Source organism: Xanthomonas sp. D-109, assembly GCF_017746095.1.
In the GTDB taxonomy this organism is placed as follows: Bacteria; Pseudomonadota; Gammaproteobacteria; order Xanthomonadales; family Xanthomonadaceae; genus Xanthomonas_A; species Xanthomonas_A sacchari.
Map to the genome: position 1 here is coordinate 1 of NZ_JAGHWV010000027.1, position 21866 is coordinate 21866.

Annotated in this window: 22 protein-coding genes and 4 tRNA genes; 12 read left to right on the forward strand and 14 right to left on the reverse strand. The window is 69.7% G+C overall.

Annotated elements, in window-relative coordinates:
- Positions 1-74: 74 nt before the first annotated feature.
- The 11 genes from J7357_RS19550 to J7357_RS19600 all read right to left on the reverse strand — a co-directional run bounded on the left by J7357_RS19550 (position 75) and on the right by J7357_RS19600 (position 7527).
- Positions 75-150 (reverse strand) — tRNA-Thr (locus J7357_RS19550).
- 30 nt (positions 151-180) lie between these two features.
- Positions 181-254: transfer RNA gene (locus J7357_RS19555), tRNA-Gly, on the reverse strand.
- Positions 255-286: 32 nt separating this feature from the next.
- Positions 287-372: transfer RNA gene (locus J7357_RS19560), tRNA-Tyr, on the reverse strand.
- A gap of 159 nt (positions 373-531) precedes the next feature.
- On the reverse strand, positions 532-1623 hold the full coding sequence (ychF, locus tag J7357_RS19565; protein WP_010341267.1) for a redox-regulated ATPase YchF: 1092 nt from the start codon (positions 1621-1623) through the stop codon (positions 532-534).
- 79 nt (positions 1624-1702) lie between these two features.
- The gene (gene pth / locus J7357_RS19570) at positions 1703-2284 is read right to left on the reverse strand and encodes an aminoacyl-tRNA hydrolase (protein WP_209249064.1); all 582 of its coding nucleotides are present in this window, start codon (positions 2282-2284) and stop codon (positions 1703-1705) included.
- Between the two features lie 54 nt (positions 2285-2338).
- A complete protein-coding gene (locus J7357_RS19575) occupies positions 2339-2986 on the reverse strand; it encodes a 50S ribosomal protein L25/general stress protein Ctc (protein ID WP_017907366.1) in 648 nt (215 codons plus the stop codon).
- A 168-nt stretch (positions 2987-3154) separates the two neighbouring features.
- Positions 3155-4114 carry a ribose-phosphate diphosphokinase gene (locus tag J7357_RS19580; RefSeq protein ID WP_010341263.1) on the reverse strand — a complete coding sequence of 320 codons (960 nt, stop codon included), beginning with the start codon at positions 4112-4114 and terminating at the stop codon, positions 3155-3157.
- 139 nt (positions 4115-4253) lie between these two features.
- Positions 4254-4330: transfer RNA gene (locus J7357_RS19585), tRNA-Gln, on the reverse strand.
- A gap of 13 nt (positions 4331-4343) precedes the next feature.
- A complete protein-coding gene (gene ispE, locus J7357_RS19590; protein ID WP_209249066.1) occupies positions 4344-5210 on the reverse strand; it encodes a 4-(cytidine 5'-diphospho)-2-C-methyl-D-erythritol kinase in 867 nt (288 codons plus the stop codon).
- Positions 5207-5794, reverse strand: a complete 588-nt coding sequence (gene lolB, locus J7357_RS19595) for a lipoprotein insertase outer membrane protein LolB (protein ID WP_343237442.1) — start codon at positions 5792-5794, stop codon at positions 5207-5209. Before lolB ends, ispE begins: the two co-directional genes overlap by 4 nt.
- Positions 5795-5856: 62 nt before the next feature.
- Positions 5857-7527: a tetratricopeptide repeat protein gene (locus J7357_RS19600; protein WP_209249070.1), complete on the reverse strand. Its 1671-nt coding sequence runs from the start codon at positions 7525-7527 to the stop codon at positions 5857-5859.
- A 66-nt stretch (positions 7528-7593) separates the two neighbouring features.
- On the opposite strand from J7357_RS19600, the gene hemA reads away from it, so the two are divergent.
- From hemA to ppk2, 8 genes are all read left to right on the forward strand, one after another.
- Entirely contained in the window at positions 7594-8877 is a 1284-nt protein-coding gene (gene hemA, locus J7357_RS19605; RefSeq protein WP_209249072.1) for a glutamyl-tRNA reductase, read from the forward strand.
- Positions 8855-9940, forward strand: a complete 1086-nt coding sequence (prfA, locus tag J7357_RS19610; protein WP_209249074.1) for a peptide chain release factor 1 — start codon at positions 8855-8857, stop codon at positions 9938-9940. The genes hemA and prfA overlap by 23 nt, the downstream gene beginning before the upstream one ends.
- Positions 9937-10389, forward strand: coding sequence for a GNAT family N-acetyltransferase (locus tag J7357_RS19615; protein ID WP_209249076.1), 453 nt, complete (start codon positions 9937-9939; stop codon positions 10387-10389). Before prfA ends, J7357_RS19615 begins: the two co-directional genes overlap by 4 nt.
- Positions 10390-10429: 40 nt before the next feature.
- Positions 10430-12142: a tetratricopeptide repeat protein gene (locus J7357_RS19620; RefSeq protein WP_209249094.1), complete on the forward strand. Its 1713-nt coding sequence runs from the start codon at positions 10430-10432 to the stop codon at positions 12140-12142.
- Positions 12143-12453: 311 nt separating this feature from the next.
- Positions 12454-13083, forward strand: coding sequence for a hypothetical protein (locus J7357_RS19625; RefSeq protein ID WP_244667682.1), 630 nt, complete (start codon positions 12454-12456; stop codon positions 13081-13083).
- Between the two features lie 54 nt (positions 13084-13137).
- On the forward strand, positions 13138-13656 hold the full coding sequence (moaB, locus tag J7357_RS19630) for a molybdenum cofactor biosynthesis protein B (RefSeq protein WP_209249096.1): 519 nt from the start codon (positions 13138-13140) through the stop codon (positions 13654-13656).
- 13 nt (positions 13657-13669) lie between these two features.
- Positions 13670-14014: a helix-turn-helix domain-containing protein gene (locus J7357_RS19635; RefSeq protein ID WP_209249098.1), complete on the forward strand. Its 345-nt coding sequence runs from the start codon at positions 13670-13672 to the stop codon at positions 14012-14014.
- Entirely contained in the window at positions 14011-14799 is a 789-nt protein-coding gene (ppk2, locus tag J7357_RS19640; RefSeq protein WP_209249100.1) for a polyphosphate kinase 2, read from the forward strand. Before J7357_RS19635 ends, ppk2 begins: the two co-directional genes overlap by 4 nt.
- A gap of 466 nt (positions 14800-15265) precedes the next feature.
- Here ppk2 and J7357_RS19645 read toward each other — a convergent pair whose 3' ends face one another.
- A complete protein-coding gene (locus J7357_RS19645; protein ID WP_244667696.1) occupies positions 15266-15898 on the reverse strand; it encodes a TlpA disulfide reductase family protein in 633 nt (210 codons plus the stop codon).
- Between the two features lie 5 nt (positions 15899-15903).
- Positions 15904-17178, reverse strand: coding sequence for a YihY family inner membrane protein (locus tag J7357_RS19650; protein ID WP_209249302.1), 1275 nt, complete (start codon positions 17176-17178; stop codon positions 15904-15906).
- Between the two features lie 76 nt (positions 17179-17254).
- Between J7357_RS19650 and wrbA the strand changes: the two genes are divergently transcribed.
- From wrbA to ybaK, 4 genes are all read left to right on the forward strand, one after another.
- Positions 17255-17851, forward strand: a complete 597-nt coding sequence (gene wrbA, locus J7357_RS19655) for an NAD(P)H:quinone oxidoreductase (protein ID WP_209249102.1) — start codon at positions 17255-17257, stop codon at positions 17849-17851.
- Positions 17848-18204: a DUF2069 domain-containing protein gene (locus J7357_RS19660; RefSeq protein WP_209249104.1), complete on the forward strand. Its 357-nt coding sequence runs from the start codon at positions 17848-17850 to the stop codon at positions 18202-18204. The genes wrbA and J7357_RS19660 overlap by 4 nt, the downstream gene beginning before the upstream one ends.
- A 79-nt stretch (positions 18205-18283) precedes the next feature.
- The gene (locus tag J7357_RS19665) at positions 18284-18769 is read left to right on the forward strand and encodes an asparaginase domain-containing protein (RefSeq protein ID WP_010341245.1); all 486 of its coding nucleotides are present in this window, start codon (positions 18284-18286) and stop codon (positions 18767-18769) included.
- 9 nt (positions 18770-18778) lie between these two features.
- Positions 18779-19252, forward strand: coding sequence for a Cys-tRNA(Pro) deacylase (gene ybaK / locus J7357_RS19670; RefSeq protein ID WP_209249106.1), 474 nt, complete (start codon positions 18779-18781; stop codon positions 19250-19252).
- 323 nt (positions 19253-19575) lie between these two features.
- On the opposite strand, the gene J7357_RS19675 is transcribed toward ybaK, so the two are convergent.
- Complete coding sequence (locus tag J7357_RS19675) at positions 19576-21342, reverse strand: S8 family peptidase (RefSeq protein ID WP_209249304.1); 1767 nt, start codon at positions 21340-21342, stop codon at positions 19576-19578.
- Positions 21343-21866 lie beyond the last annotated feature (524 nt).

Sequence of the window (21866 nt, forward strand, 5' to 3'; positions counted from 1 at the left end):
TTGGTGCGCTCGAACTTACCCTTGGCCATGGCTGCTTCTTCTCGGTGATCGTAGAAAGATTTGACGACTGAATATGGTGCTCACGAAAGGAATCGAACCTTCGACCTCCTCCTTACCAAGGAGGTGCTCTACCGACTGAGCTACGTGAGCGTTGTTCTATTGTGACACAAGCGCGTTCAATGGAGCGGGAGACGGGAATCGAACCCGCACCATCAGCTTGGAAGGCTGAGGTTCTACCGTTGAACTACTCCCGCTACGGGATGCCGCACTGCCACAACAAAATAACTGGTGGAGGGAGGTGGATTCGAACCACCGAAGGCGTAAGCCAGCAGATTTACAGTCTGCCCCCGTTGGCCGCTTGGGTATCCCTCCAACTTACCCACTCGAACCCGGCTGCGACGCCGAAATCAGAGAGGGGTGAAACAGCCCGCTATTCTTCCCTGACATCTGCGCCTTGTCAACAGTATTTTGACGCGATGTCGCAGGAAATCGCCGTGGCTCGCGCGCGCCCGGCCAGGACACGCGCACGCATCAGACGTTGAAGCGGAAATGCAGGATATCGCCTTCCTGCACGCGGTACTCCTTGCCCTCCAGGCGCAGGCGCCCGGCTTCCTTGGCGCCGGCCTCGCCCTTGTACTTGATGAAGTCGTCGTAGGCGATGGTTTCGGCGCGGATGAAGCCCTTCTCGAAGTCGGTGTGGATCACCGCCGCAGCCTGCGGCGCAGTCGACCCGGCCTTGACCGTCCAGGCGCGCACTTCCTTCACCCCAGCGGTGAAATAGGTCTGCAGCCCAAGCAGCGTGTAGCCGGCGCGGATCACCCGGTTCAGGCCCGGCTCGCTCAGGCCCAGGTCGGCCAGGAACGCGTCGCGGTCGGCGTCGTCCAGCTGCGACAGTTCTTCCTCGATCGCCGCCGACACCGGTACCACCTCGGCGCCCTCGGCCGCGGCATGCGCGCGCACCGCGTCCAGGTGCGGATTGTTCTCGAAGCCGTCTTCCAGCACGTTGGCGATGTACATCACCGGCTTGAGGGTGAGCAGGAACAGATCGCGCACCAGCGCCTTCTCCTCCTCGTCCAGGCCGGCGTTGCGACCGGCCTTGCCCTCGGCCAGTGCGGCCTGCAGCTTGGCCAGCACCGGCTTGCGCGCGGCCGCGTCCTTGTCGCCGCCCTTGGCCGAACGCTCGGCGCGATTGAGCGCCTTCTCCACGCTGTCCAGGTCGGCCAGGGCCAGCTCGGTGTCGATGGTCTCGATGTCGGAGACCGGGTCGACCTTGTTGTTCACGTGGATGATGTCGCCATGCTCGAAGCAGCGCACCACGTGGGTGATCGCATCGACCTCGCGGATGTGCGCCAGGAACTTGTTGCCCAGGCCCTCACCGCTGGCCGCACCGGCGACCAGGCCGGCGATGTCAACGAACTCGACCGCGGTCGGCACGACCTTTTGCGGATTGATGATCGCCGCCAGCGCGTTCAGACGCGGATCCGGCACCGGCACCACGCCCACGTTCGGCTCGATGGTGCAGAACGGAAAGTTGGCCGCGGCGATGCCCGCCTTGGTCAGCGCATTGAACAGGGTCGACTTGCCGACGTTGGGCAGGCCGACGATGCCGCATTTGATGCCCATGTGTGTAATCCGGGAATGGAGAATCGGGAATAGGGAATCGGAAAGCATAGCCGCCTTTCCATTCCCCATTCCCCATTCCCTATTTCCCCTGCGTATGCAACCGCTTCATCGCCTCGTTGAAGTCGCCCTGCACGGCCAGCGGCAGCACGTCGATGGCGTCGTCGATGGCGCGGTCGATGAGGACCTGGTCGTCCTTGCCGGCGCGTCCCAGCACCCACGGCACCACCTTGTCCTTGTGGCCGGGATGGCCGATGCCGATGCGCAGGCGGTGGAAGCCGGCATGCCCGAGCAGGCGGATGGTATCGCGCAGTCCGTTCTGGCCGCCGTGGCCGCCGTCGAACTTGAGCCGTGCCGTGCCCGGCGCCAGGTCCAGTTCGTCGTGCGCCAGCAGCGCCTGCGCCGGTTCGATCTTCCAGAAGCGCAAGGCCGCCGTCACCGACTTGCCGCTGAGGTTCATGAAGGTGGCCGGCTTCAGCAGCCACACCGACTGCCCCGCGACCTCGACCTTGGCGGTCTCGCCGAACAGCTTGACGTCCACGCTCCAGCGCGCGCCGGCCCGCTCGGCCAACGCGTCGACAAAACGAAACCCGGCGTTGTGCCGGGTGTTCGCGTGTTCGGCGCCGGGGTTGCCCAGGCCGACGATCAGACGCAGACCAGTCATGCGCAATGCATCGCCGCGGCGTCCGGACCGATGGCCCGGACGCCGCGCAGGCGATTACTTGCCGTCCTTCTTGGCCGGCTCGGCGGCGGCCGCCGCGTCGGTGGCTTCCGGCTCTTCCTCGACACGGCCGTGCTTGGCGATGACCACCGCCACGTCGTGCTCCTTGCCCAGCTTCAGTTCCGGCAGCTCGACGCCAGCCGGCAGCTTCAGGTCGGACAGGTGGATCACGTCGCCGACCGACAGCGCGGCCAGGTCGACTTCGACGAACTCCGGCAGGTCCTTCGGCAGGCACACGACCTGGATTTCGTTCAGCTCGTGGGTGACGACCACTTCTGCCGACTTGCCGGCCGGGGACACGTCCTCATTGATGAAGTGCAGCGGCACCGAGGCGTGCAGGGCTTCGTTGTCGTTCACGCGCTGGAAGTCGATGTGCATGATCAGCTGCTTGAACGGGTGACGCTGCATATCGCGCAGCAGCACCTTCTGCACGTCGCCGTTCAGGCTCAGGCTGAGGATGGACGAATAGAACCAGTCGTTCTGGCTGGCCAGCCAGACTTCGTTGTGGTCGAGCTGGATGTTGACCGGCTTCAGATCGCCACCGTAGACGATCGCCGGGATCAGGCCGTCGCGACGGAGGCGGCGGCTCGCACCCTTGCCCTCGACTTCGCGGCGCTGCACCTTGATTTCATGCGTGGTTGCCATTTGCGTTTACTACCTTGGTTGAATGAACCGCCTCGCGGCGGTTTGAAGGACTCTTCCGCGACCAGAAGAGTCTGTGAAGCCGGGAGTGGGGAATCGGGAATGGGGAATCGCAACAGCGCAATGCCGCGCTCCGCCCATTCCCTATTCCCGATTCCCCATTCCCAGCCTTTAATCCACGTACAACGAGCTCACCGACTCGCCGAAAGCGATGCGGCGGATGGTTTCGGCCAGCAGCTCGGCGACGCTGAGCTGGCGGATCTTGCCGCAGGCGCGGGCAGCCTCCGACAGCGGAATGGTGTCGGTGACGACCAGTTCGTCCAGCTGCGAATTGGTGATGTTGCTCACCGCCGGGCCGGACAGCACGGCGTGCGTGCAGTACGCGGCGACCTTCAGCGCACCGCGCTCCTTCAGCGCGGCCGCGGCGGCGCACAGGGTGCCGGCGGTGTCGACGATGTCGTCGACCAGCACGCAGGTCTTGCCCTCGACGTCGCCGATGATGTTCATCACCGTGGACACGTTGGCGCGCGGGCGGCGCTTGTCGATGATCGCCAGGTCCGCATCGTCCAGGCGCTTGGCCACCGCGCGGGCGCGCACCACGCCGCCCACGTCCGGCGACACCACGATCAGGTTGTCGGTGCCGTAGGCGCGCCAGATGTCGGCCAGCAGCAGCGGCGAGGCGTAGACGTTGTCGACCGGGATGTCGAAGAAGCCCTGGATCTGGTCGGCGTGCAGGTCCACGGTCAGCACGCGGTCGGCGTTGACCGCGCTGAACATCTTCGCCGCGACCTTGGCGGTGATCGGCACGCGCGAGGAGCGCATGCGCCGGTCCTGCCGCGAGTAGCCGAAGTACGGCACCACCGCGGTGACGCTGGCGGCGCTGGCGCGCTTGAGCGCGTCGATGATCACCAGCAGTTCCATCAGGTTCTCTGCGCTGGGCGCGCAGGTCGGCTGGATCACGAACACTTCCTGCCGGCGTACGTTCTCCTCGATCTCCACCTGCACTTCGCCGTCGGAGAAGCTGGAGACCATCGCCTTGCCGGGGCGCACGCCCAACTCGCGGCAGATGCTTTTGGCCAGGGGCTTGTTGGCGTTGCCGGAGAACACCAGCAGGTTGCGTTGGTCTTGCATGAGGGTCTCTCGGGTGGCTGCGAAGAGCGTGTGGCGATGAAAAGAGGGTGAATCGGAACGCGAGGAGAAGCGATGCTTTTCCCGTTGAATCCCCGCACATGGAGGTGCGGGCTTTTGCAGAGGGATCTGCATACCTAAATGGCAGGGGCGGTAGGATTCGAACCTACGAATGCCAGGATCAAAACCTGGTGCCTTGGGCCTCTTGGCGACGCCCCTGCGTAAACCTGTGTCAAGCCTCCAGCGCGTCGAGCAGCGGCGAGCGCGGGACGCCGCCTGCCACCCAGGCGCGCATCCCGTCCGGCAAGTCCGCCAGCGCGCGCACGGCGGCAGCGCGATCGGCGAACTCGACGAAACAACCGCCTCCCGACCCGGTCAGGCGTGGCGTGCCGATCCGCGCAAGCGCCTGGAACGTGGCCTGGACGGCCGGTTCGCGGCGAAGCAGGACCGGCTCGAACGCGTTACCGAGCAGGAAACCTGAAACGAAGTCCGCTATTTTCGCGGGCGCAGCATCCCGCGTCAAATCCGGGGACTGGAACAGCGCCGCGGTGGGCACGTGCACGCCCGGATCGGCCAGCACGTACCAGGCTGGCGGCAGGGCGATCGGGGTCAGTTGCTCGCCCACGCCCTCGGCCCAGGCGTCGCGTCCGCGCACGAACACCGGCACGTCCGCGCCCAGCGACAGGCCGAGCTCGGCCAGGGCACCCTCGTCCAGCCCGGCGCGCCACAGCGCGTTCAGCGCCACCAGCGCGGTCGCCGCATCGGACGAGCCGCCGCCGAAGCCACCGCCTGCCGGAATGCGCTTTTCGACGCGGATATCGACACCTTGCGCAACATTCGCTGTTTTTTGCAGCAGCCGAGCAGCCCGCACCAGCAAGTCGTCGGCCTCGGCGACGCCGGCCACGGAAGGGCCAATGCGCGCCACCACCCCGTCCGCGCGCGGCCGCAGGTGCACCGTGTCACCCCAATCCAGCAGGCGGAACACGGTCTGCAACTGGTGGTAGCCGTCCGGCCGGCGTCCGGTGATCTGCAGGAACAGGTTCAGCTTCGCCGGGGCCGGCCAGGACGACCAGCCCCCGCCTTCGACGGCCCCGCTCATGGCGCGGGCACGGTCCAGGCGTCGACCAGCAGGCGCACCTTGGCGTCGCCGTTGCGCGCCTCGATGCGCCGCGGCAGCGCCGGACGGCCGTCGCTGGGCGGGTACCAGTCCTGGAATTCGATGTCCCAGCCCATCTGCCGGAGCGTGTGCGGCCGGCCCTGCGCGTCGTAGTCGACCCGCTCCGGCGCCTGCGCGTCGGTCGCCACCAGCCCGCGCACCCAGTCCGGCAGCAGGTTGACCGGGATCTCCCAGCCGGTCGCCTCCAGCAGCAACTGCTCGGCGTTCTCGCCGTCGCGCGGCCCGCCTTCCAGCCCTTCCAGGCGCCCGGCCTCGGAGTGGCTGTCGCCGATCAGGCGCCAACTCTGCCGGGTCACCGGCGCACTGAGCTGCACTTCGTACTGCCGCTGACGCTGGGTCCAGTCGATGCGGCCGCTGCCGCCGTTGCGCCCCTTGGTGATCGCCACCCGGCCCTGGAACGACCAGTCCGGATGCGCCTGCAGCCACTGCGCGCGCGCCGCCTCGGCCTGTTGCGCGGCGGCATCGGGCGCAGCGACGGCGACCGGCGCCGGCGTGCGGGTCGGCACCGCGCTGCAACCGGCCAGCAGCAGCCCGGCGGCCAGCGCCCAGGCGGTGCGCAGACCAGCCCTCACGGTGTCACCTGTTCCAGGGCGCGGCGCAGCGCGCGATTGTCCGGATCGAGCTTGCGCGCCTCGTCGAAGTACTTGTTGGCCTCGTCGTGCTTGCCCTGCTCCCACAGCACCTGGCCGATGTGCGCGGCGATCTCCGGATCCTTCACCAGGCTCCAGGCGCGGCGCAGTTGCACCAGCGCCTCCTGGGTCTTGCCGAGCCGGTACAGCACCCAGCCATAGCTGTCGATGATCGCGGCATTGTCGGGATCGGCGGTGCGTGCGCGGTCGATCAGTTGCAGCGCCTCGCGATAGCGCTTGGTTCGGTCGGCCAGGGTATAGCCGAGCGCGTTCAGCGCCGCCACGTTCTCCGGCTCGGTGACCAGGATCTTGCGCAGGTCGGCCTCGGCGCGATCGATGCGGTCGCGACGCTCCCACGACAGCCCGCGCGCATACAGCAGCGCGTTGTCGTCCGGATACGCGGCCAGGCCACGCTCGAACACCTGCAGCTCGCCGGCGTCGTCGCCGCTGCGCTGGCGCAGTTCCGCCTCCAGCACATAGGCGTCGCGGCGCGCGGCATCGTCGGCCTCGGCGTCGTCCTGCAGCGCGCGCGCCTCGGCAAAGGCCGCGTCCTTCTGGCCGAGCGCGTACAACGCGCCGGCGGCGCGCAGCCGCGCCTCGCTGCGCAGCGGACCGCCCGGCACGCCGCGGTACCAGTCCACCGCCTCCTGGTTGCGCTTGAGGAACTCGGCGATCTTGCCGAGCAGCAGGCGCCGCTCCGGATCGGGCCGGTCGGCGCCCTTGCGCAGTTCGTCGTACAGCGCGGTCAGGGCCGCGTTGTCCTGCAGCTTGGCCAGCATCGAAGCGCGCAGGCCATAGTTCTGGGTGGTCTGTGGCCCCAGCGCCAGGACCCGCGCCGCGGCAGCGGTGTCGCCGATGGCGTCGTAGGCATAGGCCAGCGCGGTGCGCAGTTCCGGGTCGCCTTCCACCTTGGGCTCCACGCCCTGCAGCAGCGCACGCGCCTGCTCGGTCTTGCCCGCCTGCTGCAACTGCGTGGCATGCAGCAGCGCCACACGCGGCTCCTGCGGGAAGCGCTTGACCAGTTGGTCGACGATGCGCTCGGCCAGCTTGGGCTGGTCCAGGCGCAGCGCCAGGCGCCCGAACTCCTGCCAGGCCTCGAGCTGATCGGGGATGGCATTGGCGTCGAGCAACTGGTCCAGGGCCTTGGCCGCCACCTCCGGATCGCGGTTGCCGCTGACCAGGGCGATCAGGGCGAAGCGCCAACCGCGCGGGTCCTTGTCGCGCAGCAGGGCCACCAGCAGGCTGCGCGCCTGGCGCAGGTTGCCGCTGCGCAGGGCCAGCGAGGCCTCGGCGCTGCGCATGGCCAGCGACTCGGGCGCGCGCTGCCGCCACAGCGCCAGGGCCTGGGTGGCGGCGGCGCTGTCGTTGGCGAGCATGGCGATGCGGGTGGCGCGTTCGGCCAGGCCGGCGTCGCCGGGGCTGTCGTTGGCGGCCTGCAGGTACCAGCGCGAGGCGTCGGCCAGTTGCCCGGCCTGCAGGGCGAACTCGCCGGCCAGCACCGGGGTCATCACGTCCTGGGCGGGACTCGGCGCCTTGGCCGCGGCCGGTGCGGCCACGGCGGCGATTGCGGACAGCAGCAGAATGGTACGGATGCGAATCAATGCGGGCATCGGAAGCGGCCGGGCCGTAAAATGGGGCCCTGAATGGCCAGCAGCTTATCGCAAGCAACTGAACAGATGACGTTGTGGGTGCTCGGATTGAACCACCAGACCGCGCCGGTCGACCTGCGCGAACGGGTGGCATTCGCCGGCGACGCATTGCCGCGCGCGCTGCAATCGTTGCGCGCGCTGCCCGACGTCGCCGAGGCGGCGCTGCTGTCCACCTGCAACCGCACCGAGCTGTACGCCATCGCCGGCGATGCGCAACACCTGGCCGATTGGCTGGATGCGCATGCCGCCGGCCTGCACGGGTATCTGTACCAGCACCAGGACGCAGATGCGGTGCGGCACCTGTTCCGTGTCGCCACCGGGCTGGACTCGATGGTGCTGGGCGAGCCGCAGATCCTCGGCCAGGTGAAGGACGCCTGGTCGTTGGCGCGCGAGCACGGGGCGATGGGCAGCCGCCTGGACCGGCTGTTCCAGCAGACATTCTCGGTGGCCAAGCGCGCGCGCACCGACACCCGGGTCGGCGCCAATCCGGTCTCGGTCGCCTCCACCGCGGTGCGCCTGGCGCAAAGCTCCTTCGCCCGGCTCAGCGAATCCACCGTGCTGCTGGTCGGCGCCGGCGAGACCATCGAGCTGGCCGCCAAGCATCTCAGCGAGGGCCGCGTGCGGCGCCTGCTGATCGCCAACCGCACCCTCGCCCACGCGCAGGAGCTGGCCAGCCGCCACGGCGGCGTGGCGCTGCCGCTGAGCGAACTGGAGCGCCACCTGCATGAGGCCGACGTGGTGTTCTCGGCCACCGCCGCGCGCGAGCCGGTGGTGACGCGGGCGCAGGTCGAACAGGCGCTGCGCGCGCGCAAGCACAAGCCGATGCTGCTGTTCGACCTGGCGGTGCCGCGCGACATCGAGGCCGGCGTGGCCGACCTGGCCGACGCCTACCTGTACACCGTCGACGACCTGGAGCGCGCGGTCGAGGACAACCGTCGCGGCCGCCGCGAGGCCGCCGAGGCGGCCGAGGCGATCATCGACCTGCAGGTCGTGCGCTACATGGAGGCGCTGCAGGCCAGCACCCGCCAGGCGCCGCTCAAGCGCCTGCGCGCGCACGGCGACAGCACCCGCGACGACGTGCTGGCCAAGGCGCGGCAGCAACTGGCGCACGGCAAGCCGGCCGACGAGGTGCTGGAGTTCCTCGCCAACACCCTGACCAACCGCCTGCTGCATCCGCCCACCGCGGCGCTGCGCGAGGCGGCGCTGCGCGGCGACGCCGAGCTGGCGCGCGCCGCCGAGCGCCTGTTCCCGGAGAAGCCGGGCTATTTCCACCCGATCCTGAAGACCGATGACACCGACCCTGCGCCGTAAGCTGGAGGCGCTGGCCGAGCGTCGCGAAGAACTCGAACGCCTGCTGTCCGACCCCGAGGTGGTGAGCGACAACACGCGCTTTCGCGATTACTCGCGCGAGTTCGCGCAACTGGAACCGGTCGCCGCCGCGCTGGCCGCCGAGGCGGCCGCCAAGGCCGACCTGGCCTCGGCCGAGGCGATGCGCGCCGATCCGGAACTGCGCGGGCTGGCCGAGGAGGAAATCGGCGCCGCGCAGGCGCGCCTGGCCGAGCTGGACGCGGAACTGGCGCTGCTGCTGGTGCCGCGCGATCCGCGCGACGACGGCAACCTGTTCCTGGAAGTGCGCGCCGGCACCGGCGGCGACGAGGCGGCGATCTTCGCCGGCGACCTGTTCCGCATGTACGCGCGCTACGCCGAACGCCAGGGCTGGAAGGTGGAAGTGGAATCGGACAGCCCCGGCGAGCACGGCGGCTACAAGGAGGTCGTGGCGCGCATCGTCGGCCGTGGCGCCTACTCCAGGCTGAAATTCGAATCCGGCACGCACCGCGTGCAGCGCGTGCCGGCGACCGAGTCGCAGGGCCGCATCCACACCTCCGCGGCGACGGTGGCGATCATTCCCGAGGCCGACGACGTGGAGGAGATCACGATCAACCCGGCCGACCTGAAGATCGACACCTTCCGCTCCTCCGGCGCCGGCGGCCAGCACGTCAACAAGACCGAGTCGGCGATCCGCATCACCCACGTACCCAGCGGCGTGGTGGTGGAATGCCAGACCGAGCGCAGCCAGCACGCCAACCGCGACAAGGCGATGAAGCGGCTCAAGGCGCAGCTGCTGGAGGCCGAGCGCAGCAAGCAGGCCGCGGCCGAGGCGCAGGACCGCAAGCTGCAGGTCGGCAGCGGCGACCGCAGCCAGCGCATCCGCACCTACAACTTCCCGCAGGGCCGCATTACCGACCACCGTGTCGAGGGCCTGACCCTGTACGACCTGCCGAACGTCATCGAGGGCGACCTCGATGCACTGATCGGGCGCCTGAGCCACGAGCACCAAGTCGACGAACTGGCGCGCCTGAGCGACAGCCCATGAGCGTGCGCGTGCGCCAGGCCGATGCGCACGACCTGCCGGCGCTGGTGGCGCTGTTCGATGCCTACCGGCAGTTCTACGGGCAGGCGCCGGATGCGGCGACTGCGCACGCCTTTCTCGCCGCGCGCATGGCCCGCGCCGAGTCGGTCGTGCTGCTGGCCGAACGCGATGCGCAGGCCGCCGGCTTCGTGCAGTTGTATCCGTCCTTCTCCTCCGTGCGGGCGGCACGGCTGTGGATCCTCAACGATCTGTACGTGGCACCCGCGCACCGCCGCCACGGCGTGGCGCAGGCGCTGCTGCACGCCGCCGAGCGCCACGCCGCAGACGATGGCGCGGCGCGCATCGTGCTGGAGACGGCGCAGGACAATCTCGCCGCGCAGGCCCTGTACCGCGCCTGCGGCTGGCAGCAGGAACTGAGCGCGCAGCACTACGTCAAGGCGCTGGCGCCATGAGCGCGCATCGCCCGCGGTCGGTCGCGGCCGCCACGGCGGCATGAACGGCGGCGCCGACGAACGCCTGCAACTGCAGGCCGCAGTGCGCCGCGATCCGCAGGACTTCCTGGCCTGGGTAATGCTCGCCGACGCCGAACTCGGAGCCGGCGCGGCGGCGGCCGGCGAGCAGGCCGCGCTGCGCGCGCTGCAGTTGCGCCCCGGTCATCCGGAGGCGCTGGCGCGCCTGGGCCGGGTGCGCTGGACCCAGGGCCGCCATGCCGAAGCCGCGCACGCGTTGCGCGAGGCGCTGCAGCAAGCGCCGCAGCACCCGGGCATCGCGGTGTGGCTGGGCCACGCGCTGGAGGACAGCGGCGAGGCCGAAGCGGCGGCGCAGGCCTACGCGCATGCCCACGCCCTGCTGCCGCAGGAGCCATCGATCGCCGCCTACCTGCTGAACTGGCGCCGCAAGCTGTGCGACTGGCGCGGGCTGGACGCGCTGTCGCAGCAGGTGCGCAGCGCGGTGCGGCAAGGGCACCCGGCGATCGAGCCGTTTGCCTTCCTCAACGAGGACGCGGGCGCGGACGAGCAACTGCGCTGCGCGCGCAACCGCGCCCAGGCGCTGGCGCGCAGCGTCGCGCCGCTGCCGGCTGCGCAGGTGCGCCGCGATGGCGCGTTGCGTATCGGCTTCCTGTCCAACGGCTTCGGCGCGCATCCCACCGGCCTGCTGACCGTCGCCCTGTTCGAGCGCCTGCGCGCGCACGCCGATCTGCAGGTGCACCTGTTCGCGCTCAACGGCGACGACCGCAGCGCGCTGCGCGCGCGCCTGCAGGCGGCTGCACACGCTTGGCACAACGTGGCCGGGCAGCCGCATCGGCAGACCGCGCAACAGATCCGCGACGCCGGCATCGATCTGCTGTTCGATCTGCGCGGCTGGGGGGGCGGCGGCACGCCGGAAGTGCTGGCGCTGCGTCCGGCACCGGTGCAATTGAACTGGCTGGCCTACCCCGGCACCTCCGGCGCGCCGTGGATCGACTACGTGATCGGCGATGCCTATGCGTTGCCGCCGGCGCTGGCCGCGCACTGCAGCGAGCGGGTGCTGCGGCTGCCGCGCGCCTTCCAGCCCTCCGACGACACCCGCACCGTCGGCACCCCGCCCTCACGCCGCGACTGCGGCCTTCCCGAGCGCGGCACCGTGTTCTGCTGCTTCAACAACAGCTACAAGCTCGGCCCACGCAGCATGGCGCGGATGCTGGAGGTGCTGCGGCAGGTGCCCGACAGCGTGCTGTGGCTGCTGTCCGGCCCTGGCCAGGCCGACGATCGGCTGCGTGCGGCCGCCGCGGCCGCCGGCGTGGAACCGACACGCCTGCGCTTCATGCCCAAGCTGGCGCACCCGGAGTATCTGGCGCGCTACCGGCACGCCGACCTGTTCCTCGACACGCATCCGTACAACGCCCACACCACCGCCTCCGATGCCTTGTGGGCCGGCTGCCCGGTGTTGACCTGCCCCGGCAGCACCTTCGCCGCGCGCGTGGCCGGCAGCCTCAACCATCATCTCGGCCTGGACGAGATGAACGCCGCCGACGATGCGGCGTTCGTCGCCACCGCAGTGCGCCTGGGGCGCGATCCCGCGGCGCTGCAGGCATTGCGCGAGCGACTGCACGCACGGCGTGCGGACAGCGGCCTGTTCGACATGCAGGGATTTGCCGACGACTTCGCCGCGTTGCTGCGCGACACTGCGGCCCACCACGGTTGGCAAGGCGGAGCCTCGGCCTGATCGATTAGGCATGCGCTGCACCGCCAAAGCAGCCAGCAGGCAGCGCAAGGCACTGACGCCCGTTACCTGTCGCCATCGGACCGACCGATGTCATCTTGGCACGCATCCTTGGGTCGCTTGGCGCGTGCAATGCCAAGACGCACCTCGTGATGAGGACGCTCCGTCGCTGCAGATCGCGCCGAAGCGCCGCAGAAATTCAGTGCGCATAGCAGCTGCATGTCCACCTGCACCCAGCGGATCAAGCGGACTGCTTGACCTCAAGTCAACTTGAGGTCCGACACTGCGCGCACGCTCCCTGTGCAGATCCCGCGATGTCGCTGTCGTCTCCCACTCCCCTGCCCCCTGCTCCCACACCCGCGCGCAGCATGCTGCTCGCCGAGGCCCCCGCCCCCGACCGGACCGCACTGTTCGACTGCGTGCGCGGCCTGTGCGACCACCGCCTGCAGGCGCTGACCTGGATGGAATCGCTGGGCGATGCCCCTGACCTGCTGTACGCGCGCTGCTGCTACGACGCGGCCCCGGAACTGCATGGACTGCTGCGTGCACGCCTGCCGGCACTGCGACGGACGCTGCGCCGCTACCAGCGCATCCGCAGCGGCGTGTCCGATCCGCGGCGACCAGCGTCCTGTGTGGTGGTCGCACGCGTGCCGACACGCGATGCGACGCAGGCACAGGGCCGTGCCGACGCCGCCTTCGCCGCCCTGCAGGATGGCGCGCATGCACTGCGGGGGTTGATCGCCGCGCATCTGTACCTGTCCGACGACGGCCGCACCCTGCTTGAGTGCACCGAGTGGCACAGCGCGGATGCGCAGCGTCGCGCACTGCAGCGCGAACCCGAGCGCCTGCCGCTGGCCACCGATCGCGCCGCGCGCGTCAGCCGCTTCCGGCCACGTGCTCTCGTCCTGCCAGGCATGGACATGGCCCAGCGCAGCCGCGGCTGAAGCGCCGGCGCAGGCAGGCTGTACGCCGGCCGGGCGAGCGGCTAGGCTGCCGGCATGAGCGCCAATGCCGACTTCATTGCCTTGAACCTGTGCGTGCTGACCGTCTCGGACACGCGCACCCTCGACCAGGACAGCTCCGGCGACTACCTGGTCGCCGCCCTGCAGGGCGTCGGTCACCGCCTGCATGCGCGGTCGCTGCTGCCGGACGATCGCTACCGGATGCGCGCCACGGTTTCGGCCTGGATCGCCGACCCCGAGGTGGACGGCATCCTGGTCACCGGCGGCACCGGCTTCACCGGCCGCGATTCCACGCCTGAGGCGCTGCTGCCGCTGCTGGACAAGGAGATGCCGGGATTCGGCGAGCTGTTCCGTGCGATCAGCGTCGAGGAGATCGGCACCTCCTCGCTGCAGTCGCGTGCCTTTGCCGGCCTTGCCAACGCCACCTTCCTGTTCTGCCTGCCCGGCTCCACCTCGGCCTGCCGCACCGCCTGGGAGCGGATCATCGCCGCGCAACTGGATGCCCGCACCCGTCCCTGCAATCTGGCCACGCTGCGCCCGCGGCTGAAGGAATGACCTGGACTCCCGCATGCCCCTGGATACCACGTTGCGCCTGCTGGCCAAGGCCAGCGGCATGAGCGCCGCGGACATCGCCGCGGCCATCCCGCGCGCCGGCGCGGCCACGGTCAAGGCCTGGATGGCCGGCGAGAAGCTGCCCGGACGCGCCCAGCTCACCGCCCTGGCGCGCACCTTCGGCGTCCCCGCCGGTACCCTGCTCGGCGAACTGGCCAGCCAGCTGGACCCGGCGCGCACCCGCGGCGAACACGATCTGCTGCAGGCCTACCGCGCCCTCGACACCCGCCAGCAGGGCGCGCTGCTGGAAGTGGCGCGCAGCATGGCCGGTACCGGTCCCCGCAAGCGGAGCAGCAAATGAGTCACCTCAAGCGCAAGCAGTACAAGGCCCTGATGCAACCGCTGCAGTTGGAACTGACCGCGATGGCGCAGGCGGTGCAGCACAGCGGCGAGCGCGTGCTGGTGCTGTTCGAAGGCCGCGACACCGCCGGCAAGGGCGGCGCGATCCAGGCCATCGCCGAACACCTGAACCCGCGCCAGTGCCGCGTGGTCGCCCTGCCCAAGCCGACCGACCGCGAAGCCACGCAGTGGTATTTCCAGCGCCACATCGCGCACCTGCCGGCCGCCGGCGAGATCGTGCTGATGGACCGCAGCTGGTACAACCGCGCCGGCGTGGAGCGGGTCATGGGCTACTGCAGCGACGCCGAATACCACGCCTTCCTGCGCCAGACTCCGATGTTCGAGCGGCTGCTGGTGGACGACGGCATCCGCCTGTTCAAGTACTGGCTGTGCGTGGACCAGGCGCAGCAGGAAAAGCGCTTCGCCGAGCGCCTGCACGACCCGCTAAAGGGCTGGAAGCTGTCGCCGGTGGACCTGAAATCGCGCAGCCAGTACGCCGACTACACCCGCGCGCGCGAGGCGATGCTGGAAGCCACCCACCGCGACTACGCGCCGTGGACCCTGGTCGACTTCAACGACCAGAAGCGCGGCCGCCTGACCCTGATCCGGCACCTGCTCGACCAACTGCCGGAAACCCGCCTGCACGAACCGGACCTGGACCTGCCGCCACTGAAGCACAAGCTGCACAAGGAAAAGTTCGGGCTGCTGCAGCCGATTCCGTCGTATGACGTGGGGAGTGGGGATTAGGGAGTCGGGATTGGTTGAAGCGTGCGGCGTGCGGTTGTCATGCGATCGCACGTTGTTGGGCGGCGCCGTTAGCCGATTCGGTGGAAACAGGTCGCGGCTGAAGCCGCTCCTACGCTGGATCGCGCGGCTCACCGAATGCAAAGCAGATCCTGCCTCCTGTAGGAGCGGCTTCAGCCGCGACGGGCGAAGCCGTCCAAGCCTCTCATCGCACAAGGCGTCGGGACTGAAGTCCCTCCCACAACGACTGCATTCCATTCCGGACGCATCGGATGGAAGTCGGGTTTAGCCGCGGCACCACCATGGGTCAGCCTTCCGGGTCGCGGCTGAAGCCGCTCCTACAGCGATTCGACAGCGATTCGACAGCGACCTGATGGCGCTTCCGCACGCACGGAAGCGCGCCTTCCAATCCCGAATCCCGAATGCCCAATCCCGGGCGGCGGCCGCGCCACTCAGGCCACCGATAGCCTCACCCCGCCGCCTTCCCCTTGCCCTGCCCAGGCGCCGGGCCACCGGCGGCGGCGATCGCGCCTTCGATGTCCTTGGCGGTGACCGGCCCCAGGAACTGCTTGGCGAGCTTGCCGTTGGGCGCGATCAGGTAGGTCATCGGCAGGCCGCGCGGGGTGGCGAAGTCGGCCGGCGGCGCGTAGGTGTCGACGATGACGATCGGGTAGGCAACCGGGTGCTGCTTCAGGAATGCCTGCATCTCCGCCGGCTCGATGTCCTCGTAGGCCAGGCCGACCACCTCGATGTTGTCGCGCATCACGTGCAGCGCCGACAGCTCCGGCATCTCCTTCAGGCACGGCGCGCACCAGGTGGCCCAGAAATTCACCACCACCCATTGCCCGCGGTGCGCGGCCAGGTCGTACTCGCGGCCGTCCACCGCCTTCATCTTCAGGGTCGGCTCGGGGCGGGTCTCCTGCACCACCGACGGTCCGGCCGCCGGCGCGGCGGGCGCCTCCGGCGCTGCCGGCGCGGGCGGTGCCTTCGGCGCGGTGGACGGCGCGCTGGTCGCAGCGCCATCGGCCGGCTTGGGCGTGGGCTGGCGGTCGCACCCGGCCAGCAGGGCGGCGGCGGCGAACAGCGGGAACAACAGGCGCATGGCGGTCATGCAAGGTCTCCGATCTCGGTGTAGAGGTCGCCGACGCGACGCTTGAGCACGTCGCGCAACGGCAGGCGCAGTTCGTCCAGCGCGCGGCACGCCGCCTGGCCCAGGGCGTCGTCGCGGCACGGCAGGTAGGTCTCGACGACAGGGATGCGCAGCTGGCAATTCTCGTACAGCTCGGCCACCGGCAGGTCGCCTAGGTCGCGGGCCAGCAGCCAGTCGCCCTGCTCGGTGCGGCGGAGCAGGCGGATGCGCTCCAGTTCGCACAGCAGTTGCTGCATCAGCGAGTCGGTCAGCATCGGCTCCAACTGCAGGATCTGATCCTCCTGCAGTCCACTGCCCTGCTTGCGCGCCTGCGCGAAACGCCCGAGCAGGCGCAGCAGGCCGTAGATCTCGTAGCCGGCCGGCAGGCGCATCGAGGCCGGCTGGTAGCGGAAGGCGGCGATCGAGGAGGACACCGAGGCGCCGAGCAGGATCGCGATCCAGCTCAGGTAGATCCACAGCAGGAAGATCGGCACGAACGCGACCGTGCCGTAGATGCGCTGGTACGACTGGAAGCTGCCCAGGTACAGGCTCAGGCCCCACTTCACCAGCTCCAGCAGCAGCACCGCCAGCAGCGCGCCGGGCACCGCGTGGCGCAGCTTGACCGTGTGGTGCGGCACCACCCGGTACACCAGGGTGATGCAGACGAACTCGATCAGCACCGGCGCCACGCTCAGCACCACCTGCGCCAGCATCCGGCCTTCGCTGGTCTTGAACAGCGGCAGCGCGAAGAACCGCGCCGACACCGCCAGCGACGCCGCGGCCAGCAGCGCGCCCAGGGTCAGCACGGTCCAGTACACCAGGAACCGGGTCAGCTGCGGCCGCGCCGACACCACCCGCCAGATCTGGTTGAAGGTCTGCTCGACGCTGTTGAGGGTGATCAGCAGCGAGACCACCAGCGCGATCACGCCGGCGGTGGTCAGTTGCCCGGCGCTGGCCGAGAACTGCCGCAGGTAGGACTCCACCGAGCGCGCCGCGGCCGGCACGAAGTTGGAGAAGATGTAGTCGCTGAGCTGGTCGCTCCACTTGTCGAACACCGGGAACGCCGACAGCACCCCGAACACCACCACCGCCAGCGGCACCAGCGCGAAGATGGTGGTGTAGGCCAGCGACGCCGCGGCCTGGAACAGCCGGTCGTCGATGAAGCGTCGCCACAGGAAACCGGCGAAGCTGCGCATGCGCGCGCGGTCGCGCAGGCGATCGGCCCAGAGGTTGACGGTGTCCAGCGGCTGCATCGGGCAAGGGTACCCGATGCGCATGGACGCCGGCATCGTCGATACTGGCGGCCGTTCCGATCCACGAGAGGGCCGCATGGCCGAGATTCTGGTCCTGTACTACAGCCGCGGCGGCTCGGTGGCGCGCCTGGCGCGGCAGATCGCGCGCGGCGTCGGCGAGGTGCCGGGCATGGCCGCACGCCTGCGCACCGTGCCGCCGGTGGCCGCGGTCACCCAGACCAGCGCACCGCCGGTGCCCGACAGCGGCGCGCCATACGTGGATGCCAACGACCTGCGCGAGTGCGTGGGCCTGGCGCTGGGCAGCCCGACCCGCTTCGGCAACATGGCCGCGCCGGTCAAGCACTTCATCGACGGCCTCGGTGCCGACTGGGCCAGCGGCACGCTGGCCGGCAAGCCGGCGGCGGTGTTCACCTCCACCGCGTCGCTGCACGGCGGCCAGGAGGCCACCCTGCTGTCGATGCACCTGCCGCTGCTGCACCACGGCTGCCTGATCGTCGGCATTCCCTACACCGAACCGCTGCTCAGCAGCACCCGCAGCGGCGGCACACCTTACGGCGCCAGCCACGTCGCCGGCGCCGACGACGATCCGCAGCCCAGCGAGGAAGAAGCGCAACTGGCGCGTGCGCTCGGCCGGCGCCTGGCCGAGATCGCGCAGCGACTGGCGGCGCCATGAGCGGCGGGCGCCTGCAGGTGGCGCTGGGGGCGACGCTGCTGGCGCTGGCGGCGCTGTTCGCGGCCTGGTTCCACGACGATCGCCACCGCCTGGCCGCCCTGCTGGTGTTCGCGCTGCCGCCGCTGCTGCTGGCCGTGGGCGTGCTGCGCGGCTCGGCGCTGGCGCGCTTCTGGAGCGGCGTCGGCGCGCTGCTGTGGTTCAGCCACGGGGTGATGACCGCCTGGAGCCACCCGCCGCAGCGCGGCTACGGCTGGGCCGAACTGCTGCTGGCGCTGCTGGTGGTGGGCCTGTCCAGCGCACCGGGCATCCGCGCACGCTTCGCCCGCCGCCGCGGCGCGGCCGGGCGCGACTGAGCGGCCGCCCCACCGCGGCCGGTATCATGGACGGCCTGCGCGGCCACCGCCGCGTCCCGACACGCTTCTAGGAACGGCAATGGAAGAACTCCTGATCGTCACCACCGGCGGCACGATCGACAAGATCTACTTCGACGACAAGTCCGACTACCAGATCGGCGACCCGCAGATCGGCCAGATCCTCAAGGAACTGGGCGTGACCTTCCGCTTCACCGTCATCCCGATCATCCGCAAGGATTCGCTGCACATCACCGACGACGACCGCGAACTGATCCGCGCCACCATCGCCGCGCAGTCGGCGCGGCATGTGCTGATCACCCACGGCACCGACTCGATGGTGCAGACCGGCAAGGTGCTGCAGGCGATCGAGGGCAAGACCATCGTGATGACCGGCGCGCTGAACCCGGCGCGCTTCCGCGGCTCCGACGCCGAGTTCAACATCGGCTGCGCGGTCGGCGCGGTGCAGTCGCTGCCGGCCGGCGTCTACATCGCCATGAACGGGCGCATCTGGGATCCGCAGAAGGTGCGCAAGAACGTGGCGGCGAACCGCTTCGAGGCCGCCTGAGCGATCGCGATGTCCAAGGCCACGCGCGCGACCAAGGCGCTGGATGCGGCCGGCATCGTCTACCGGCTGCATCCCTACGACTACGAAGCCGAAGCCGGCGCCAAGGGCCTGCAGGCCGCGCAGGCGCTGGGCCTGCCGCCGGAGCGGGTGCTGAAGAGCCTGATGGCCTGGGTCGACACGCGCGCGGTCTGCGTGGTGGTCCCGTCCGACCGCCGTGTGCAGTTGAAGAAACTGGCCGCCGCCGCGGGCGGCAAGGCGGCGCGGATGATGGAGGCCGCCGAGGCCGAGCGCCGCACCGGCTACAAGGTCGGCGGCATCAGTCCGCTGGGCCAGCAGCGGCCGGCGCCGGTGCTGATCGAGCAATCGGCATTGGGCGCAGGCAGCGTCTGGTTCAACGCCGGGCAACGCGGCCTGCTGCTGGAGATGGACGCCGCGCAGGTACTCGACGCACTGCAGGCGCGTGCCTGCGATCTGTGCGAGTGATGGCGGCGGCGGCGCGGGTGGCGTAGAGCGCGATCCTGCCGATCGCCGCGCCCCACCGCGCCTGCACCGTGGCATTGGCGGCACCGGGATCCACGCCGCCGTGCCGACGAGCGGATCCACACGACGCCCGCAGTGATCACCGGCACAGGGCATAGCGCCATGCCGCGCCACGCGACAGCGCGCGCCGTTCACCCATAAAAAAGCCCCGCGCCGAAGCGCGGGGCGACCGAGAGTGGCAGCATCGGCATCATCCTGGCCGACCACTGCGATCCGGCACCGGGAGGTGCGCGGCGGCCGTCAAGCAGCCGCCGCGACGGAGTGCCTCAGTAGTCGGCCTTGAGGCTGAGCCCGGAGAACGTGCTGTACGCCTTCACCCGCACGTAGTAGGTACCGGCCTGCGGGGAGTTGAAGGTGCAGCTCTCGTTGTTGCCGTTCTTGTACGGACGGCAGTCGTAGGCCGAATCGGTCGGCGCGCTGCCGAAGCGCACGTACAGGTCGGCATCGCCGCTGCCGCCGGAGGTGGTGACCACCAGGCTGCTGGCGCCGGACGGCACCTTGACCGTGTAGTTCAGCGAGGAGCCGCTGCTGGCGCTGAGGCCGGTGACCGCCACGCCGTCCTGCAGCTCGTTGCTGCTGCCGCCACCACCGCCGCCGCTGCCGCCGCTCTGCGCCGCGGTGACCGCGGCGTTGGCGTCGAGCAGGCCGGCGCCGCAGCCCTGGGAGCAGGAGAAGCTGGCCGCGGTGTTCTTGATGGTGCTCTCCACCTGCGCCGGAGTCAGCGCGGTCGGCGCCACCGACTGCATCAGCGCGACCACACCGGCCACGTGCGGGGTCGCCATCGAGGTGCCGTTGTAGGAGGCGTAGCTCGGGTTGCCCGGAGTGGTGGTGCCGTCGTTGAGCGTGGACAGGATGCTCGAGCCCGGTGCGGAGATGTCGATGCCCGCGCCGTAGTTCGAGTAGCTGGCCTTGGCCCGCGACGAGGTGGTGGCGGCCACCGCGATCACGTTGTTGCAGTTGGCCGGCACCGAGCTGGACACGTTGGTCGAGCTGTTGCCCGCCGCCACCACCACCGTGGTGCCGCGACCGACCGCGCCGTTGATGGCGTTCTGGTAGGTGGTCGAGCAGGTGCCGCTGCCACCCAGCGACATGTTGATCACTTCGGCCGGGTTCTGGTTGGCCGGCACGCCGCTGACGGTGCCGCCGGAGGCCCAGGTGATCGCATCGGCGATGTCGGAGGTGTAGCCGCCGCACTTGCCGAGCACGCGCACCGGCAGGATCTTGGCCTTGAACGCGGTGCCGGCCACGCCGGTGCCGTTGTTGGTGACCGCGGCGATGGTGCCGGCCACGTGGGTGCCGTGCCAGCTCGAATTGGAGGCAGGCGAGCCGGAATAGCACTCGCCGGCGGCGGCCCAGTCGCCCTCGTCGGCCGGGTTGCTGTCGCGGCCGTCGCCGTCGCGTGCGGCATCCGCATCGCTGATGAAGTCGTAGCCTTGCAGGACGTTGGCGTTGAGATCGGGGTGGCTGGTGATGCCGGTGTCGATCACCGCCACCACCACGCCGTCGCCGGTGGCCTTGTCCCAGGCCGAGCGCACGTTGATGCCGGCGTTGGTGGTGCCGAAGGCCCACTGGTCGCCCAGGCGCGGATCGTTCGGGGTCAGCGCGATGGTCATGCGCTGGTCAACCTCGACGTACTCGACGTTCGGGTCGGCGGCGATCTGCCGCATCAGCGTCTCGGCCTCGGCGCGATCCAGCGGACGGCTGGCCTTGACCACTTCCGGCCCGACCGCCAGGCGGCGCAGGCTGGTCAGGCCGAGCGCACGGCCGTTCTTGGCCGGCAGCGCGGCGGCGGCCGACTGCAGCGTCGCGCGCAGCGCCGCCGAGGGTGCCGCAGCGGCCGCGGACGCGCTGGAGATGCTGACCGGCGCGGCATCGCGGGTCTTGACGATGAAGCGCTGTACGGTCGGTTCGGAAGACAGGCCGGAGAGGTTCACGTCACCGGCGAAGGCTGGGGTGGCCAACAGCAGCGAGGTGAGAGCGGAGGCGCCCAGCACGACCAGCCACGGACGCTGGCGCGACCCACGATGCGACATTTCGGACATTCGGACTTCCTTTCGGTTGAGTAGCCGCCTGATGGCGGTGTTCCGCGCCGCACCGGTCCGGTCGAAACCTGAACCTGGCGTGCGTTGCGAGCCCGGTCGGATGGCGTGTTGCCGACCATTCATCGACGCTAGCTCAGTACAAGCGCGTATGGAGCAGGGTGTGACGGAAATCCGTTGTACAAAACGAGGAACTGCTACCAGTTTCGATGTAATAAAGAGATGCATACCTCGTTTTTGTTGCGATGCAACATGTCTAGACGCCAAACTTGGCAAATCAGGGGCAGCTTTTTGGCTCCAGCGCGACACACGGGACAAGAAAAGGAGACAGTGGATACAGACGACAGAGGTCGCCTGCATGGCAGCGCCATACATCGGGACGGACACGATATGTCCGAGGAGCGGACTCCCGGGAAGACGCGGAGGCGGGGGCGGCAACACATCGCACGCCCCAGCGCACCAGCGCGAACGTCGCCGGCGATGGCCAACGCTGTCGGACCATGCGCCAAGGGGCATGA

Bases quoted from the DNA above. Each gene is read 5' to 3' on its own strand.
- J7357_RS19625 (WP_244667682.1), top strand. From the start codon at position 12,454: ATGTCGCTGTCGTCTCCCACTCCCCTGCCCCCTGCTCCCACACCCGCG.
- J7357_RS19620 (WP_209249094.1), top strand. From the start codon at position 10,430: ATGAACGGCGGCGCCGACGAACGCCTGCAACTGCAGGCCGCAGTGCGC.
- wrbA (WP_209249102.1), top strand. From the start codon at position 17,255: ATGGCCGAGATTCTGGTCCTGTACTACAGCCGCGGCGGCTCGGTGGCG.
- J7357_RS19575 (WP_017907366.1), bottom strand. From the start codon at position 2,986: ATGGCAACCACGCATGAAATCAAGGTGCAGCGCCGCGAAGTCGAGGGC.
- J7357_RS19635 (WP_209249098.1), top strand. From the start codon at position 13,670: ATGCCCCTGGATACCACGTTGCGCCTGCTGGCCAAGGCCAGCGGCATG.
- J7357_RS19675 (WP_209249304.1), bottom strand. From the start codon at position 21,342: ATGTCGCATCGTGGGTCGCGCCAGCGTCCGTGGCTGGTCGTGCTGGGC.
- moaB (WP_209249096.1), top strand. From the start codon at position 13,138: ATGAGCGCCAATGCCGACTTCATTGCCTTGAACCTGTGCGTGCTGACC.
- J7357_RS19665 (WP_010341245.1), top strand. From the start codon at position 18,284: ATGGAAGAACTCCTGATCGTCACCACCGGCGGCACGATCGACAAGATC.
- ppk2 (WP_209249100.1), top strand. From the start codon at position 14,011: ATGAGTCACCTCAAGCGCAAGCAGTACAAGGCCCTGATGCAACCGCTG.
- J7357_RS19615 (WP_209249076.1), top strand. From the start codon at position 9,937: ATGAGCGTGCGCGTGCGCCAGGCCGATGCGCACGACCTGCCGGCGCTG.
- J7357_RS19660 (WP_209249104.1), top strand. From the start codon at position 17,848: ATGAGCGGCGGGCGCCTGCAGGTGGCGCTGGGGGCGACGCTGCTGGCG.
- prfA (WP_209249074.1), top strand. From the start codon at position 8,855: ATGACACCGACCCTGCGCCGTAAGCTGGAGGCGCTGGCCGAGCGTCGC.
- J7357_RS19580 (WP_010341263.1), bottom strand. From the start codon at position 4,114: ATGCAAGACCAACGCAACCTGCTGGTGTTCTCCGGCAACGCCAACAAG.
- ychF (WP_010341267.1), bottom strand. From the start codon at position 1,623: ATGGGCATCAAATGCGGCATCGTCGGCCTGCCCAACGTCGGCAAGTCG.
- pth (WP_209249064.1), bottom strand. From the start codon at position 2,284: ATGACTGGTCTGCGTCTGATCGTCGGCCTGGGCAACCCCGGCGCCGAA.
- J7357_RS19650 (WP_209249302.1), bottom strand. From the start codon at position 17,178: ATGCAGCCGCTGGACACCGTCAACCTCTGGGCCGATCGCCTGCGCGAC.
- ybaK (WP_209249106.1), top strand. From the start codon at position 18,779: ATGTCCAAGGCCACGCGCGCGACCAAGGCGCTGGATGCGGCCGGCATC.
- J7357_RS19600 (WP_209249070.1), bottom strand. From the start codon at position 7,527: ATGCCCGCATTGATTCGCATCCGTACCATTCTGCTGCTGTCCGCAATC.
- J7357_RS19645 (WP_244667696.1), bottom strand. From the start codon at position 15,898: ATGCGCCTGTTGTTCCCGCTGTTCGCCGCCGCCGCCCTGCTGGCCGGG.
- ispE (WP_209249066.1), bottom strand. From the start codon at position 5,210: ATGAGCGGGGCCGTCGAAGGCGGGGGCTGGTCGTCCTGGCCGGCCCCG.
- hemA (WP_209249072.1), top strand. From the start codon at position 7,594: ATGACGTTGTGGGTGCTCGGATTGAACCACCAGACCGCGCCGGTCGAC.